This window comes from Flavobacterium soyae, assembly GCF_021245985.1.
GTDB classification, from domain to species: Bacteria; Bacteroidota; Bacteroidia; order Flavobacteriales; family Flavobacteriaceae; genus Flavobacterium; species Flavobacterium soyae.
The window spans coordinates 128758-145507 of sequence record NZ_JAJQXA010000011.1; the positions used below are offsets into that span (position 1 = coordinate 128758).

Sequence of the window (16750 nt, forward strand, 5' to 3'; positions counted from 1 at the left end):
GAAAATTTAAAAGTATTAAAAATTATCATTTAAAGCAGATGAAACCATTTTACAATGTAATCTTATTTTTTTTAATTCTAATGAGTTGTAAACCAACACATGATTCAAGTGTTTCGTATGTTAAGTTAAATCAAAAAAACGAGCTTAAAGCATCAGAATTACAAACCTGGTACAAAAAAGATTATATGGAAGATACTATTCCAGGGATTTCATTGGACAAATGGTTTGCTTTAAACAAAAAGAAACCTAAAAATAATAATATCATTGTTGCAATAATAGATACACAAATTGATCTGAAACATGAAGATTTACAAGGACAAATCTGGACAAATAAAAAAGAAATTCCTAACAATGGCATTGATGATGACCATAATGGTTATATAGATGATATAAATGGCTGGAGTTTTACAGGAACTAAAAGCGGCGGTTATGTTGTGTGGAGTAATTATGAATATGTACGTATAGTAAGAGATTGGGCGCTATTATTTAAAAATAAAACGGAATTTCAAATAAACACTCAAGATCAATACAAGTATAAAGAATATCACAGAGCTTTAAAAAAACTGGAAGAGAAAAATAAGTATTACAGAAATTGGTTTAAATCTTTAAATTATAAAGCTGTACTTTTTCCAATAGCAAAAGACACTTTAAAATACTTTTTTCCTAAAGAGGATTATACATTCAAACAGTTAGATAGTATGTATAAAAAGTATAAGATAAATGATAAAACTTTTAAGCAAAGACGCGATGATAATGATAGAGATTTAGGAGCATTAATTGGTTGTATGATGTCTAGTCTAGAGATGAATCAAAACACTTTGGAAGACATTTTAGAAATGCAAACCCAATTGGATTCAGTTATAAATAAGAATCTTAATTTAGATTATAATGAGCGCTTATTGATAGGTGATAATCCTACTATTTTAGAAAAAGGTTATGGCAATAATAATGTAAGTAATAATAAAGCAGGCCATAGACCATTTCAGGATCATTGTACAAAAATGGCTGGAGTAATTGGAGCTAATCGAGAAAATAATATAGGTATAAAAGGAATTCTGCAAGATGTAAAAATTATGCCTTTAAATATTTCTCCATCTGGAGATGAACATGATAAGGATATAGCTATGGCTATTAGATATGCGGTAGATAATGGCGCAAAAATAATTAATATGTCTTTTTACAAAGAATTCTCTTTACATAAAGAATGGGTATTTGAAGCCATAAAATATGCCGAAGAGAATAATGTATTGTTAGTTCATATCGCAGGAAATGATGGTGTTAATATTGATATAAATCCATGTTATCCAAATGATAATGATTTTGAAAATTTTAAAGAAGTAAGTTCGAATTTTATCAATGTAGGATCTGTTACTCATAAAATGAATGATAATTTTGTTTCTGACTTTTCTAATTATGGAAAAGAGAATGTCGATTTATTTGCACCGGGAGAAGAAATATATTCCACAAGTGCAGGTAATACTTATAAATTTGATTCAGGAACTTCAATGGCAGCACCAATGGTTTGCGGAACAGCAGCATTAATCTGGCAATACTATCCGAACCTAAAAGCTGCACAAGTAAAACAAATTATTCTCGATTCAGGAACATCTTATAATTTTGAAGTAATTGTACCCGGTACAAAAGACAAGAAAGTTCCATTTTCAGAATTATCAAAATCCGGTAAAGTTCTAAACGTTTATAATGCAATGAAACTTGCTGAAAAAGTTAGTAAAAACAAATAATGTCCCATTATAAAATTACACCTTTTCCAGAATATGTTCTTAGAACACCTTTGTTTCCATTGTCATCTTACCTGGAATTAATTGAAAATTATTCATCTGAAAAAGCAAAAGAATTTTACAAAAATGCTGTAGTAAAAGAAGCCATTAATTTAGCTTCTCCTGAATTACGAAGAGAATTGGACAAATGGACACTGGAAACTTCTTCCCTCTTCAACGAAAAAAAACAGGCTTTAGAACTTACTTTTTTAAAATATACAGCGAGAATGTCTTCTCGCTGTACTCCTTTTGGTTTATTCGCAGGTTGTTCAGTCGGAAAACTTGATTCTGAAACCAATATAACATTAGAATCTCTTTATAAGTATAAACGATTTACACAATTTGATATGCAATATTGGGTTGCAATGCTTCAGGATATTGCAAAAAGAAAAGAAGCTGCGCTGCATTTAAAATATTTTCCTAACTCATCAATTTACGAAATAGGCGATTTTTATCGTTTTATCGAATATAAATACGTCAATGCAAAACGAGAGCATAACATTTCTGCATTACGCAAATCTGAACTGTTAGAACAAATAGTACTCGAGGCAAAATCAGGAATCACTATCAATAAAATGATTTCATTTTTAGCTGCTAATGATTCTGAAAAAGAACAAGCCGAAGCGTTTGTTTTTAAACTAATAGATTTTCAGTTTTTAATAAGTGAATTAGACGCGGTTATAACCGGAAGCAATGAATGGAAAAGAGTAATTAATATCTTCGCTGCAATCCCTTCTTTTAGTAAGGAAACTGAATTGTTTAAGAGCCTAAACAAAAAACTTTCTCATTTAGATCGTAATTTGTCACCACCTGAAAAAGTTTATGCAGAAATTAAGGAAGCAATCGAGAAAATTGGAACTAATCATGAAGAAAAATATCTTTTTCAAACCGATTTAAACATATTGGCTTCAAAAAATAACTTAGATAAAAAAGTTTTCCAAAGAGTGTCAGGAGCAATTCAGTTTTTAAACGGTATTCAGAAACATAAAAAAGTCGAAAATCTGGAAAATTTTAAAAAGGCTTTTATTAAAAGATATGAATCTAAAGAACTGCCTTTAAGTACCGTATTAGATACTGAAACAGGAATTGGTTATTTGCAAAACCATGAAATGAATGACAGCCACGAAATACTGGAAAATTTTTCATTTAAGTCTAAGAAAGCAGACGAAAAAAATCAGATCTGGACGTCGATTGATTTAATTTTGCAGAAAAAACTTCATAATTGTATTTTTAAAGGAGAAAAAAGCATCGTACTCACCGAAAAAGATTTTCCTGATTTTGATACTGACTTAAAAGATATTCCTGTAACTTTTTCGGTAATTATTGAACTTTTTAATAATGAACAAATTGCTTTATTATCTGGAGGAAGTATAAGCGCTGCAAAATTATTAGGCCGTTTCTGCAATGGCAATAGCGAAATCTATAATCTCACAAAGGAAATTATTAAAAAAGAAAACGAATATCACCACGATAAGATTCTAGCCGAAGTCGTACACATTCCAGAGTCCAGAACAGGAAATATATTAAAACGACCTGTTCTTCGAAAACATGAAATTAGTTATTTATGTAAGCCAGGTGTTTCTCAGGAAGATAATTTAGATTTGACAGATTTGTTTATATCTGTTAAATCAAATAAAATTGTTTTACGCTCAAAAAAACACAATAAAGAAATAATGCCATGTTTATCAAATGCGCATAATTTTTCATCAGGCAGTTCACTTCCTATTTATAATTTTCTATGCCATCTTCAATTACAGGACATCAAACCCGTTTCTTCTTTTAATTGGGGAATACTGGAATCTCATTATGACTTTTTTCCAAGAGTTATTTATAGCGAAATTATACTATCAAAAGCAAAATGGAGGGTTAAAAAAAACGAAATCATTCTATTTTATACGATCAGCAAAAATGATTTACCAAAAGAATTTTTAAAATGGAGATTAGAACGAAATATTCCGCGATTTGCAAATTGGGTTAATTCTGACAATACTTTGTTATTCGATTTTGAATCAACAATTTGTATTGAACTATTCCTAAAATCAATTAAACAAAAAGAAGATTTTTTTCTTGAAGAATTTTTATTTACAGAAAAATCAATGGTCCAAAACAATGCTGGAGAGCATTTTTCTAACCAGATTGTATTATCTTATTACAAAGAAAAAGCGTAAAAAATGCAAAGAGATTTTTGCCTGGGCAGTGAATGGCTTTATTATAAAATTTATACTGGTGTGAAAACATCTGATTATATTTTATTAGAAAAATTAAAGCCTATTATTTCAAATTTACAACGCAAAAAGATCATTCAAAAATGGTTCTTTATTCGTTACAAAGACACAGAAGAGCATCTTCGTATTCGTTTTTTGGTAAGCGATACAAAGCATCTAACTACAGTTATTAAATCTTTTTATCCTGTTTTTAATGAGTTATTAGAGCAAAATTTAGTTTGGAATATACAAACCGATACTTATAAAAGAGAAATAGAAAGGTATGGCAAAAACACGATGTTAGATTCAGAATTCCTTTTTTGGGAGGATAGTAAAATGACTTTGCGCTGCATCAAACTTAAATCTCAATTTGCTTCGCAGGACACTCAGTTATTGTTTAGCTTTTATGCTATTGATTCTTTTTTAAATTCCTTTAGATTATCAGACAAGGAAAAATTATCATTAATGAATAATTTACAAACTTCTTTCAAAATAGAATTTGACGTAGATAAAGAACAGAAAAAAGAAATGTCTAAAAGCTACCAATCGTTATATCCGCAAATTAATGAATTTCTATCAGCTGCATCACATGATAATTTTAAGGAAATAGCAAAAATTGTAAATAAAAAATCCAAAAATATCGCTAAGAAAACTTTAGAAATTAAAGCTAAAATCGAAATTCCATTAGAATCTTTTCTGGCAAGTCATATTCATATGATGCTTAATAGACAATATACTTCTAAACAAAGAATGTATGAACTTATTATTTATGACTATTTGTTTAGGTTTTACAAAACTCAAAATTTTAAATATATTAAATCAGTGAATATAGTTTAAATTATTACTTGAAATTTACTAAGTATAATTCAGTGAAAATTTAAAAGTTTATTTTGTGCTAAATTTGTTCAGATTTGTATTTCTATTGTTTCCAGACATTCAAAAAACAAATTAATAAAAATTATCAATTTCTCTATCAGAAAATAAATGACAATACAAGATTTAATTGGTGATTATTCCATTTCCGGAAGTAATCAGGAAGAGGGTAATCACATTACTTACAAAGGCACTTTAAACCTATCCTTAGACGATAATAATAGAATTATTGCAAAATGGTTTATCAATAATGCACAAGTACAAAAAGGTCATGGTTTCTTTAAAGATAATATTCTGGTAATTAATTTTAGTTACAAAGGCGACGACAGCAAAACTTATAAAGGGGTTGCAGTTTACCGATGCATTACTAAAGATGTACTGGATGGTTTTTGGTCAGAAAAACATGGAAATCCTCTCTTTTTAGGTACAGAGCATTGTTTAAGAATCGAAACTACAGAACGTCTGAACTAAAATTTAAAATCAACAGTATATAGTTTCATTGGCTTTGCTTTTCCCCGCAAAAGTATTTCGCCCTGATGAATATAGGTTATCAAATTATTTTCTGAAAGTGTATTTTTCATAGTTTCTGAAATGACAAAATCATGGTTAAAATTACTGCATTCGCATTGAATTCTTGAAGTAGTATTTATGTCACAGCCTGAAGCAGTTACATAAGTGGTTATAGCTGCTTCTCAAAAATAAATTCCAATATTGGAAATTTCAAATTCCAAATTGATTATTGTAACAAAAGTCTGACTATAAAGTCAGGCTTTTTTATTTAAATCAATTTTATAATGTCCTGTGTATTAATTTTTTATTAACTTTAGCATCCTATCAAAATTAGTCAACTGAATAATATAACTTTCTAAATTTAAAATTATGAAATGGTTCGTGACTTTAAAAACAAAATTTAAGGACCGGTTTTTTAAATCAAACCTTAAAGAAAGTTTAGTGAATTTAGAAAAAGGAAAAGAGCTTTATTCGACCAGCCGTTTTCAGGAAGCCATAGTTCATTTAGATAATGTGGTGAATTATGAATTTGACTCGACAGCGTATGAATTAAGGGCGAGCTGTTTTCAAAAACTGGATCATCATTATAAAGCAATTGAGGATTTTGATAAAGTAATTGAATTTAATCCGTTAGAATTTTCGTATTACTACCACCGGGCGGTTTCTAAAAAAGCCATTTTTGATTTTACGGGACAAATTGAAGATCTGCATAATTGTATTCATTATTATAAAAAGAATAAAAATATAGAAATTGGTTTATTAAAAACATTTGAAACGGATTTAATAACAGCAGGAAACCATATAGAAAAACTAAAACATAATATCAGTTCTTTTCATAATAATTCTTATTTAGAAATAAAGACATTACTAAGTGACTGTCTATATCAAATAAAAAAAATAAAACTTAGGGCTAATAAAATCAGAACGCCCTTTCGCCAGATAAAAAAAGAGGAACTATCTTCTATAATAAATCCTGAAACATAATTTTCCTGTTATGATTTCTTCTCCGTTTCAGTTTTTATTTTTCTTAAATTTTTATGAATGATACTGCGGGTTGATTTTTTCTTTAGTTCATAATCTCTGGTACATTTTTGTAATTCTGCCAGTAAGATTTTAAAACAATTGTACAAAACATCGAGTTCTTCCATGTTTTGGTAAATCTTAAGGTCATCTTCTGATGTTGTTTGTACTGCAATAGTTTCATCTTTATACTTCTCAAATATTTGCAGCAATTTTCGATGCTCGATGTTATCAATTCCCTGCATAACAAAAGATCAATTTATTTATAATTTTCATGGTGTAATTTGCAAAAGCGGGTCTATATCTGTACTTATTGCACTGAGCGGCAATGATTGTACAGCTTCTGTTTTTATTTTATTTGTATTTCCTGATATGTTATTTAAAGCTCCTTGCAATAAAGTTTCAGATCGATTGCCTAAAAGATATACTTCCGGCTGCTGCAATTCATTTAAATAGATTTCGGGATTTATTCCTTTTGAATAATTACCTTCATGTCTGGCATTAAATAATTTATATATGGAAGGATATAATACCCAGCCTCTTTTGGCCGGATTGCGATCGTCTGCAATTGGAAATCCTGCTACATCTTTACCAAATGTTTTTTCGCCAATTGTAATAACTCCCATATAGGGTTTTAGATTATTAATAATAAGTTCTGATGCCGATGCTGTGCGCTTTCCGCATAAAATATAAACTTTATTAATCGAAGGATGCGAATTGCGCAAAGCATCAAAACTTACTGAGGATTCATTGCTTTTTAAAGCCTCAGCAAAAGACTGGTCAACATTTCCTCCGTTTTGATTTCCTTCAAATTTTATAAAAAGATCTTCTGCTTTTATGTTTGGGGCCAAAATTATACTTAATGCTGCTGCAGAGGAGATATCTCCTCCTCCATTATATCTTAAATCTAAAACAAGCTCCGTTATCGATGCGCTTTTTAATTCCTGAAATAGCTGCAAATACAATTGGGCTTGTCCAACATCAAAATGCGGAATGTTTACATAGCCAATTTTAGTATTTTTATCTTCTATTACCTGATATGTAATGGGCTGCGAAAATGTAAAGCCCTGCGATATTGAAACTGATACCGGGTTAGTAAAACCAGATTGAGCTGAATAGGAAACTAATTTTAAATCCAGCTGCGTTTCTGCAGTCATGGCAGTATATAGTTTGTCATAGTTTTCAAGTTTCAGTTCAACTCCATCGACATGGGTTATAAACTGACCTCTTTGAAGACCGTTATTTTTTGCCGGAGAATCTTCTAAAACATATAATATTACACCATAATATTTTCCTTCAAATGTTATAAAACTTACGTCAAACCCAAATTTACTTCTCAGGCTTTGCGGTGCAGTTTCGGGCTTTTCTGGATGTAATGCGTAGGAATAAATATCTTCAGACTGCAGTAATGTTTTAAAATATTCCTTTGGATTCAATGCTAAATTACCTTGATTTTTTATTGCATTATTCCATAAATAATACCTTTTCATTTGATTGTACATCCAGTCGTTTACATATTCATTTGAGTTTTCTTCGTACGCTATTGGCCCATCTGTGCTTTCGCAGGAAATAAGAAACAGGGCAAAAAATAAAAAAGACAGCCTACTATGCAAACAGTTTTTCATTATACTATTTTAGGGAATTAATTAAATGATTCAGGTAATTAAAAATCAAAATAATCTACTAAATTCAAACTGGCATCTACGTTCAAAAATTTTCCACTTTGATCTTTTCTTTCATCCAATACTATTAATCTTGATTTGTTTGGTAACATCAGCATAACTGTAATTACTTGCCTGCCGTTTATATAAGATTCGGTTGTATTGTGTTTAACAAGTTCCATTCTGATAATTGGAGGCAGACTTGACGGAAATTCTATAAAATCGCTGTAAGTATCTTTACCAATATTTTTTACTACCCCTACTACTTCTCCATTTACTTTGCGCATAATTCCGTCTAGTTTTCCGGTATAACCGCTTGCAGAATATTTATTTAGTGTTGGAAAAATAAATTTAAAACCGGCATAACCAGTCTGCGTTATTTTACCGGGTTTTGCCGCCAGAACATTTTCAATCCATAAATCTTCTTTTGTATAAAAAGAGATTGTATCAATAGGTTTTGCGGTTGTTAGTTTATATGAATAAAGAAGCTGCTTGCTTACTTTATTGGTAATTTCAACCACTTTAGCTTTATCTGAATAAAATACAAATTCGTGATCTTTGGCAATTTTTTTTATATAGGCATCAATCTTAGCTTCCTTTAGGATTTTTCCGTCTACCGCTATCTGTATAGAATCTTTTTGGGCATTATAACCGCGTATTACAACTTTTCCGGGCTGCTGTTTTTCATAGTAAGGAACCATATCCTCGTTTATGCAGGCCTGGCAAAGGATAAGTACAATTGAAAATAAAAGTATTGGAACAATTTTAGTTTTCATATTTTATATTTTGTCTTTATAATTATTTCGGAAAATAATTATCTATTTATTTTTTGATAAATTTTATTTTTTTTGAAATTGTATCATTTGAAATTACCAGAAAATAGATTCCCTGCGGAAGATTCGCTACCGAAATATTTTCTTTTAAATCTGCATTACTTTTCACTAACAATCCTGCTGAGCTGTAAATTTTTGCTGAAAAATTTTCGTTTAGAAACTGCTCGCTTATTTCTAATTCTAAATTTTCGGCAGCAGGATTTTGTTTAAGGCGTATAGTATTATTTTTATCAAAATCGTCAACACCCAATAGTGCTTCGGCAGTAATCCATACTTTATCGACTTCGTATCCAACAAAATTGGTGTTTTCATTTAATAAGGAAATGTAAACGTTTTGGTTTCCTGTAAACTGCGAAATATCTACAACATAATCTTTAAATTCTGCATCTAATTGTGACACTCTTTCCAGATATATAGTTCCTAAAAGTGTCGCTGAAGCTGGGTCCGGAGATGTTCCTCCATAAATTAAAATGTTTTTGCTTCCGCTGAAAATAGCCATCTGCGCAGTAAAATTCAATTCAATTTTTCCGCTGTAATACGATAAATCTACTGCCGGCAGCATGGCCCAGTTTTGTTCTATAATTTCAAGCGGTGCGCCTGTGTTTAAGTCAATATTATAAGTACCTAATATATTTACATTACCGTCTTTAATACCGCCTGTACTTTCATCAAACTGGATGTTTTTTCGGGCACTCCAGTTACTGCCGTTACCATCTTTATCTAATAAAGTCCAGTCTGAAACATCACCATCCTCAAAATCATCTTCCCAAATTGTAAACTGGGCAGATGATACAGTTGTAATCATTAGTAATAAAAATAATAGTATAATTTTTTTCATATTTTATTTGTAAAAAGCATGGGCAGGAATGCTGCCCATGCTGAATTAAATATTGCTTAACCTTATAATTAGAAACCTGTAAACTTAGTCCAAGTATTTGTCCAAAGCGCCTCAGTTTTAAATGCACCTGTAGCACCAGTGAAGTTTAAAGCTCCATCATTAAAGAATGGCTGCGTTAATGACCATTTAGTTCCCGGGTTAACAGTTGATGTAGTATTTCCAAAACCTAAAACTGTTGTTGTTGGCAATACTGGGTTAACATATCCATGGATTGATATTGCTGACCAAGAAGAATTAGATGATAAAGAAGGGGCCTCCCAGTTAATTCCTCTGTTGTATCCAGTTACAGTAGCATCAGTAAGGCTTATTTGCCCTAATCTACGTACGTGAATACCATTTTCGTACGAATTAGCAGCAGCAGGAGTACTAACACCGATAATAGATAATTGAGAAATAACAGGACGAGTAATAAGCGCTGTAGAAGTACCTCCGGCATTGTTGTCTAATTCGATACCATTAGAATCCGGGCTTAAGTTTGGTGCAGTACCACTTGTACTATGAGTAGAATTAATATCAGCAAGTGCAATAGCTTTTGTGATTGTTCCTGTATAACCTAAATCAAAATCAAAGTTATCATCATCTGGTGCAAAAGAAACTAAGTGTGTAGCATTTACAGTTCCACCAAAAAACTCAAATGAGTCATCTCTACCGTAAGATACCTGAACATGGTTAACAACAGTAGCAGAACCAACACCGCCAAAAGTTAAACCATTGATTTCAACACCAGTTGCAGCATCCAGGATACGTCCTGCAAATTCGATACGAACATAAGAAATAGTTCCTCCGTTATGTGTACTGTTAGCCCCGCCATAGTAAAAATCAGAAACATTAGGCTGATCACCTAATCCTTCAATAATATTAGTAACAGATCCGTTATTTACCGGAGCATCACCTAAAATTACAACACCAGCAAAGTCTCCAGGAGTTGCTGTAGTTCCAGCGTTGCCATCTAATAAATTGTAACTTGTAAAAATAATTGGAGCATTTGCAGTTCCTTGTGCATTAATTTTACCAGTTTTAGTAATTACAAGAACTCCGGTAGCAACACCTGCAGCAAGAGGTTTTGCTTTAATGTAAGTACCAGCCTGGATTGTTAATGTAGCTCCGGATTTTACACGAACTACTCCGTTAATTTCCCAAACTTTGTCACTTGTCCAAGTTGTGTTTGTTGTAATATCACCGCTTACAGTTTGTACTGTTGCAGGATATCCGCTGTAGTCAGCCCCAGCAGCTTTAATAGAAAAAGAAGAATCCGCAGAAGAATCATCATTTTGGCAAGAACTCACAAGTAGAGCTACAATTGCGAACATAAAAAATTTTTTCATAATAATTTAATTATTGCTATATTTGCTGCTATTAAACTAGGCCTTTGGAGAGAGCAGCAAAATTTCTTTCCTCAGGTCTTTCTCGTTTTTGGTAAATTTGTTTTTTCAAACACATCCGTTTTACCGTCCGGGGGAGCTTACCTAACTTCCATCTTTCACTATTAGGATTTTTTTCATTTCAATGAAAGGATCAACTTCAGTTCTCTTTAAAATTTAAATACACAAAAAGATAAATGTCTTTGGATATGATAAACCTAATGCCTTCTTTACTTTTATATTTTTGGCTTAAATTGAAGATTCCGTATATCTGCAGTTTTCATTCTTTTATATGTTTAAATTTTTCGAAGAACATTTTAAATACTCTCAGCAAAAAGAGCATTTGTTTTTTACCCAACCAGCTTATTTATTAGTATTAGCTTTTAAAATTGCAGAATATCATGGGTGTTTTTTATTGTTAACTTTTTCTTAATATTCAGCAGGAAAATACTTATGATTATGAATTTAGTATTAACAATAGCTAATCTTAAAAATCATAATTCAGCGAAATACTAATCGTTCTTCCTGCAAATGATTTAAAAACTACCTGATCAATATCCGGGTCATATTTATTGGTTGCATTGGCTCCGAGGCTGTATCTTGACCTTGGATTTGATCCTACAGGAACCTCTTCTATTTTACTATAGCTGTTTGTATTGTTGTAAGTCTGAACGCCCGCATCAAACATATTTTTTATACTAAATTTTAGCTGCAGGTCTTTCTTTTTGAAAAATTTATAACTCAACTGCGCATCTGTTTGCGCATAAGGCATACGAATCTCTTCTGCCGAATAGTCAAAACCAACTAAAATGTATTGATCTCCAATGGCATTATGTCTAAGGCTGAATCCAAAACGTTCGCCTATATAATCCATTCCTAAGTTATAAGTATAAGGCGACTGCCCGTAAAGCGGTCTGTTTGCTTCATAAAGTCCGCCTGTACCATCAAGATTTACGTATGAAGTAACTTTGGTATCATTTACAGAAGCATTTCCGTAAACAAACAAATGTTTTAAAATATCACCTTCTCCTAAAAATGAAAGACTTTTATAAAATTCTAATTCAACTCCCCAAAGTTTAGCCTTGTTTGAATTAATATTATAGATATCCCTAACGCCCGATGGATTTAAAAATCCAACAGATTCTATTGGATTATCTATATCTTTATGATAAACCCCAAAAGATAAAATTTCACCGCCGGAAGGAAACCATTCTAATTTTAAATCATAGTTGTTGGCAACACTTGAAACCAATCCATCTGTATAATTGTATATTTTAGCAGCACGAAGCGGGTCATAATATGGAATACTTAAACGTTCTGCAAACTGCGGACGTAAAACTGATTTATTGTAACCCAATCTTACGTTCATTTTATTAGTCGGGCTGATAATTAAACTAGCCGATGGCAAAAATTGCCATACTTTATCATCTCCCTGTACATCTGAAAAACCATCTGGAGTTTCAGACTGGCTTTCTATTTGAGTATATAAATAACTTTCTGCCCTTACTCCCCAAACAAATCTTATGTATTGACCAATTTTATCATCGAGCATTAAATAAGGAGAATGCACTTTTACGTCTCCAACATATCTATTACCATAGATGCCATATTTCTGCCAGCCAAAACCGCCATAATAATAATTTGATCCATCAAGAAATTCCGGCAATGGCTCATAAATTGTTGCAAAAGCTGTCGGTTGGCCAACCGTAATTAATTTTGCAGATTCCTGTTGATTGGTTGCTTTTTTATAAGTCCCAAAATAACCTGCTTTGATATCGTTTGTAAAAGAATCGCTAAAATTAAAAGCATACTTAAAATTTACGGCCCAGTTGTAATCTACTTCATCATTTGTAAAATAACTTCGACTAAACGGAAATCTGTTTCCGTTATTATTGACACTATAGTTTGTCACAATATCATCGCCTACTCTTTCCCTGCCTATATCTACAAATGTCGCGTCTTTAGTATCTTTTGTAACATTTCCGTATGCTCCGTACCAATTTACTTCAAGTTTATCCAATTTGTGATTTCCCTCGATTTTATTTTGAATAAAAGTTGTATAAACCGGATAATTAGACTCTGATGTAGTAGGTAAAATACTGCCGCTTACTATTTCCTGAATAGAATAGGCTCCATCGGCCCAGCCGCTGATTTGTGTCAATTGATTATTGTAGATGTGCATAACGGTGTTGCGCATTGTAATTTTATGGCTGCCAAGCTGGATTGCAGCGTTAAACATACCGCCTAATGTTGAATTATAATTATAGTTGTTTCCTGAATTTCTAAACGCATATTTTGTAAAAGTTGAATAGCTTGAGTTGTCCTTCTCTGGAGTAAACTCAGAATTCATTTGGTAACTTCCTCTTTGTGTGTGCTCAATTTCTAAGGTTTCCTGCGTGTTTTTAAAAATAAAAGAACCTACAAACCCCCATTTGTTATTGTCTTTTAATTTATAAACACGCCCTAAACCAAACTGAAGCGTAGTTCCCGGCGCTCCATACGTTTTATAAGTACTAAAATTATCTTTGGTAAATAGCTTCGAATAATCAATAAAAGGCCCAGATGCTGCCTCTGTTGTTGGCGGGTCTATTGTTGTGTGATTAGTAGGGTAATCACGTCTTCCGTCATCAAATCCCCAATAATCATAATCGCCTTCCTGTCTTGTCAGCCTTTCTTTAAAGGTACTTTTGCTATTATAAGAATTACTGATCGAGAAATTGGTGAAATTTTCTTTTGGGATATCTTTTGTTTTTACTTCTACATACCCTCCGGCAAAATTTGCATACATATCCGGAGTTGCAGATTTGCTTACCACGATACTCTCTACCATTGCTGTTGGAATAATATCAAAAGAAAAATTTTGCTGATAAGCGTCTGTACTTGGTAAAGCGATTCCGTCCATAACAGCCTGGTTCCATCTCTCACCCATTGAGCGTACTACAACATATTTATCATTTACTGTTGTAACCCCTGTAATACGTTTTAATGAAGCCGCTACATCTCTGTCCGGCGTTCTTGCAATTTGTTCTGCCGAAATACCATCAGAAAACTGCGCCGCTTTTTTTTGCTGCAACAGCATTCCTTCAACCGAAGCCGCAGCCTGTTTATAGTTTTGTACAATGATTACTTCATTTAGCGATTGTGCATCTTCCTGCAAAGAAACAACCAGCGGTGTATCTTCTCCTTCTTGTACTTTTACATTCGTAATTTTCTGGGTTTGAAAAGAAATCACACTTATCTCTATTGTGTATTCTCCGGCTTCTAACTCTAAAATATAATTACCATCAATATCTGACTGTGTACCGAAACCTGTTTCAACAACTTTAATATTCGCTCCCGGTAACGAAAGCCCGTTGTTGTCAACTACCTTTCCAGTAATTTTCCCTCTCCTTTTTTTTTTAACTGCGTCGTTTCTTTTAATCGCAATATTATTGTCCGTTCTTCTAAAATCTAAATTGGTTAAACTTTGTAAATCATTTAGAACTTCATCAATCGTTACATTATCTTTTTTTAGGGTAACAAGCGGAAAACTCAGGTCAAGATCTTTTTGATAAACAAATTGATATGGCGTTTGTGATTTTAAATTATCAATGATTTTTTGAGGCGAAGAGTTTTTAAAATCAACCGATACGGTTCCTGTTTGCGAATAAATAGTGTTTGTTCCGAGAAGAAATCCCAAAAACAAAATCCAGATGGCAGTAAAATAATGCCTGGAAAAATCATTGTTCATAGTTGAAATTGTTAGTTTATGTAATTAATTTTAATGAGATATTTTGCGTTAATTATTTTATTATTTTAAAATAATGGCTGTAAGACAGAAATTGCATTTTAAATGCTATTTACTGATTATGTAAGTACTATTTCCTGCGGGGCTTATATGAATTTCTAAAGCAAAAGCGATTGTTTGCAGTGTTTCATAAAAGCCTTGTCGAGTGTCCAGAGTCCCCTGTATTTTTAGATTTTTTAAATTGTCATCAACGTAATTCACCGTAAACTTATGATCGCGCTTAAGCGTTGTAATTACCTCATCCAGGGTTAAACCGTCAACATATAGTAAAACTTTTTTCCACTCTGGTTCGAAACTGGATGTTTTCTCTTTATTTACTACAGAAGTTTTATCAGCATATACCGCTTTATAGCCTCTTTCAAGAAAAACAGTATTTTGTGTACTTTCTACTTTTACTTTTCCTGTCCTCACACTTACCTGTGCATCATTGTCATTGTAGGCTTTGATATTAAATGAAGTACCCAAAACAGTTGTTTTTACAGCTCCCGAAGTAATTATAAACGGACGGGAAACATCTCGCTTTACTTCAAAAAAGGCTTCACCTTTTAAAGTTACATTTCGTTCCTTTTTTGAAAATTTTGCTGGATAGTCAATTTCTGTATTTTGATTTAGCCAGACTCTTGTGCCGTCAGGCAGCGATATAAGACGTATATCATCTTTAAAAGTTATTGTTGAAGTAATTTTTGGTTTAGAAAAATCCAATCGGTTTAAAGAATGATAACTTCCAATAGAAAGAACAATTACGGCACACGCCACGGCTGCCCAATTGTAAAGGTTTCTATATTTATGAATGGTTGCCTTTCGAATATTATCCCACATTCGGGCTTCTGTATCATTTGGAAGAATACCTCTGTTGGGTATAGCATTCCATTCTTCTTTTAATTTTTTATTTTTCATTTAGATTTATTTAGAATCGAAAATCATGCGCGAATCTCCCCGATTCAACTACATTAGATTTTCATTCTTTTAAATGTCACGGGGTATTGCTACTATTAACGTTTTCTTAATCTGCGAGAAGATTTGGCAGCATAAAACGTGTTTTTGTCATTTCTGACAAACTAATATGCAATAAATTCAGATTGACTGATAAAGAAAAGTGCAAACCAATAAAGCTCATGGTTCTTTATCGAGTTTTTCTTTAAAAATTGTAATGTCTTTGATATTTGGTTGGCTACGGCACTTGGAGACATATTCATTTCAACCGCAATTTCTTTATAACTGCGGTCTTCGAATTTATGAAGACTAAATATTTTTCTTCTTTTTTCAGGGATTTTATTAAGCAGGTATTCAATTTTTTCCAGCTGCGAACTAATATCTTCATCTGGTTCAGCGGCACTGTCGAGTTCCTTAATCAGCTGATCGTCTTCTACAGAAAAAATTCGGTTTTGCTTTTTATACCATTTTGAGATTTCCTGTTTAGAACTTTTAAACAGAATGGCTTCAAGCGTAACATTTGGGTCTAATTTTGCACGGTATTTCCAAAGGTGAATAAAAACATTTTGCGTTACATCTTCTGAATCTGCAAGCTGCGCAGTGTATTTTTTGACAAAACAAAAAACTTTAAAATGATACAACTCATATATTTCCTTAAAACAAGAATCATCTCCCGCACGCAACCTTAATATCAAATTAGAACTCATAATGCAATTTTAAATGTTAAAGAAGAGCCTTACAAAAGTATAATAAACATTTATTCTTATTTTTTACAATTTGGTCATTTAATAATTTATTAATATTGAAACCTCTTTCCTGAATTTAAGGGGTTTTTACAAAAGGTTTTCGCATTTCTAAAAATTGCTGTATTAGTAAATCATTAAAAGATTTG

13 protein-coding genes are annotated in these 16750 nt (G+C 32.0%); 5 read left to right on the forward strand and 8 right to left on the reverse strand.

The window, feature by feature from the left end:
• The first annotated feature begins 80 nt into the window (after positions 1 to 80).
• The 5 genes from LUU93_RS15030 to LUU93_RS15050 all read left to right on the forward strand — a co-directional run bounded on the left by LUU93_RS15030 (position 81) and on the right by LUU93_RS15050 (position 6349).
• Positions 81 to 1742 carry a S8 family peptidase gene (locus LUU93_RS15030; protein ID WP_232681980.1) on the forward strand — a complete coding sequence of 554 codons (1662 nt, stop codon included), beginning with the start codon at positions 81 to 83 and terminating at the stop codon, positions 1740 to 1742.
• Positions 1742 to 3946: a lantibiotic dehydratase family protein gene (locus LUU93_RS15035; RefSeq protein ID WP_232681981.1), complete on the forward strand. Its 2205-nt coding sequence runs from the start codon at positions 1742 to 1744 to the stop codon at positions 3944 to 3946. The genes LUU93_RS15030 and LUU93_RS15035 overlap by 1 nt, the downstream gene beginning before the upstream one ends.
• Positions 3947 to 3949: 3 nt before the next feature.
• On the forward strand, positions 3950 to 4819 hold the full coding sequence (locus tag LUU93_RS15040) for a thiopeptide-type bacteriocin biosynthesis protein (RefSeq protein ID WP_232681983.1): 870 nt from the start codon (positions 3950 to 3952) through the stop codon (positions 4817 to 4819).
• 147 nt (positions 4820 to 4966) lie between these two features.
• Complete coding sequence (locus LUU93_RS15045; RefSeq protein WP_232681984.1) at positions 4967 to 5326, forward strand: hypothetical protein; 360 nt, start codon at positions 4967 to 4969, stop codon at positions 5324 to 5326.
• Between the two features lie 408 nt (positions 5327 to 5734).
• A complete protein-coding gene (locus LUU93_RS15050) occupies positions 5735 to 6349 on the forward strand; it encodes a tetratricopeptide repeat protein (RefSeq protein ID WP_232681985.1) in 615 nt (204 codons plus the stop codon).
• A gap of 8 nt (positions 6350 to 6357) precedes the next feature.
• On the opposite strand, the gene LUU93_RS15055 is transcribed toward LUU93_RS15050, so the two are convergent.
• From LUU93_RS15055 to LUU93_RS15090, 8 genes are all read right to left on the reverse strand, one after another.
• Positions 6358 to 6630, reverse strand: coding sequence for a hypothetical protein (locus LUU93_RS15055; RefSeq protein WP_232681986.1), 273 nt, complete (start codon positions 6628 to 6630; stop codon positions 6358 to 6360).
• A gap of 27 nt (positions 6631 to 6657) precedes the next feature.
• Positions 6658 to 8010, reverse strand: a complete 1353-nt coding sequence (locus tag LUU93_RS15060; RefSeq protein WP_232681987.1) for a S41 family peptidase — start codon at positions 8008 to 8010, stop codon at positions 6658 to 6660.
• Positions 8011 to 8048: 38 nt separating this feature from the next.
• On the reverse strand, positions 8049 to 8822 hold the full coding sequence (locus tag LUU93_RS15065) for a hypothetical protein (protein ID WP_232681988.1): 774 nt from the start codon (positions 8820 to 8822) through the stop codon (positions 8049 to 8051).
• 46 nt (positions 8823 to 8868) lie between these two features.
• A complete protein-coding gene (locus tag LUU93_RS15070) occupies positions 8869 to 9717 on the reverse strand; it encodes a T9SS type A sorting domain-containing protein (protein ID WP_232681989.1) in 849 nt (282 codons plus the stop codon).
• Between the two features lie 68 nt (positions 9718 to 9785).
• On the reverse strand, positions 9786 to 11102 hold the full coding sequence (locus LUU93_RS15075) for a beta-helix domain-containing protein (protein WP_232681991.1): 1317 nt from the start codon (positions 11100 to 11102) through the stop codon (positions 9786 to 9788).
• Positions 11103 to 11625: 523 nt separating this feature from the next.
• A complete protein-coding gene (locus tag LUU93_RS15080; RefSeq protein WP_232681992.1) occupies positions 11626 to 14868 on the reverse strand; it encodes a TonB-dependent receptor in 3243 nt (1080 codons plus the stop codon).
• A 105-nt stretch (positions 14869 to 14973) separates the two neighbouring features.
• Complete coding sequence (locus LUU93_RS15085; protein WP_232681993.1) at positions 14974 to 15822, reverse strand: FecR family protein; 849 nt, start codon at positions 15820 to 15822, stop codon at positions 14974 to 14976.
• Positions 15823 to 15983: 161 nt separating this feature from the next.
• Positions 15984 to 16565, reverse strand: a complete 582-nt coding sequence (locus LUU93_RS15090) for an RNA polymerase sigma factor (RefSeq protein ID WP_232681994.1) — start codon at positions 16563 to 16565, stop codon at positions 15984 to 15986.
• Positions 16566 to 16750: the final 185 nt, after the last annotated feature.

Bases quoted from the DNA above. Each gene is read 5' to 3' on its own strand.
- LUU93_RS15030 (WP_232681980.1), top strand. From the start codon at position 81: ATGAGTTGTAAACCAACACATGATTCAAGTGTTTCGTATGTTAAGTTA.
- LUU93_RS15080 (WP_232681992.1), bottom strand. From the start codon at position 14,868: ATGAACAATGATTTTTCCAGGCATTATTTTACTGCCATCTGGATTTTG.
- LUU93_RS15055 (WP_232681986.1), bottom strand. From the start codon at position 6,630: ATGCAGGGAATTGATAACATCGAGCATCGAAAATTGCTGCAAATATTT.
- LUU93_RS15070 (WP_232681989.1), bottom strand. From the start codon at position 9,717: ATGAAAAAAATTATACTATTATTTTTATTACTAATGATTACAACTGTA.
- LUU93_RS15085 (WP_232681993.1), bottom strand. From the start codon at position 15,822: ATGAAAAATAAAAAATTAAAAGAAGAATGGAATGCTATACCCAACAGA.
- LUU93_RS15060 (WP_232681987.1), bottom strand. From the start codon at position 8,010: ATGAAAAACTGTTTGCATAGTAGGCTGTCTTTTTTATTTTTTGCCCTG.
- LUU93_RS15090 (WP_232681994.1), bottom strand. From the start codon at position 16,565: ATGAGTTCTAATTTGATATTAAGGTTGCGTGCGGGAGATGATTCTTGT.
- LUU93_RS15050 (WP_232681985.1), top strand. From the start codon at position 5,735: ATGAAATGGTTCGTGACTTTAAAAACAAAATTTAAGGACCGGTTTTTT.
- LUU93_RS15045 (WP_232681984.1), top strand. From the start codon at position 4,967: ATGACAATACAAGATTTAATTGGTGATTATTCCATTTCCGGAAGTAAT.
- LUU93_RS15065 (WP_232681988.1), bottom strand. From the start codon at position 8,822: ATGAAAACTAAAATTGTTCCAATACTTTTATTTTCAATTGTACTTATC.
- LUU93_RS15040 (WP_232681983.1), top strand. From the start codon at position 3,950: ATGCAAAGAGATTTTTGCCTGGGCAGTGAATGGCTTTATTATAAAATT.
- LUU93_RS15035 (WP_232681981.1), top strand. From the start codon at position 1,742: ATGTCCCATTATAAAATTACACCTTTTCCAGAATATGTTCTTAGAACA.
- LUU93_RS15075 (WP_232681991.1), bottom strand. From the start codon at position 11,102: ATGAAAAAATTTTTTATGTTCGCAATTGTAGCTCTACTTGTGAGTTCT.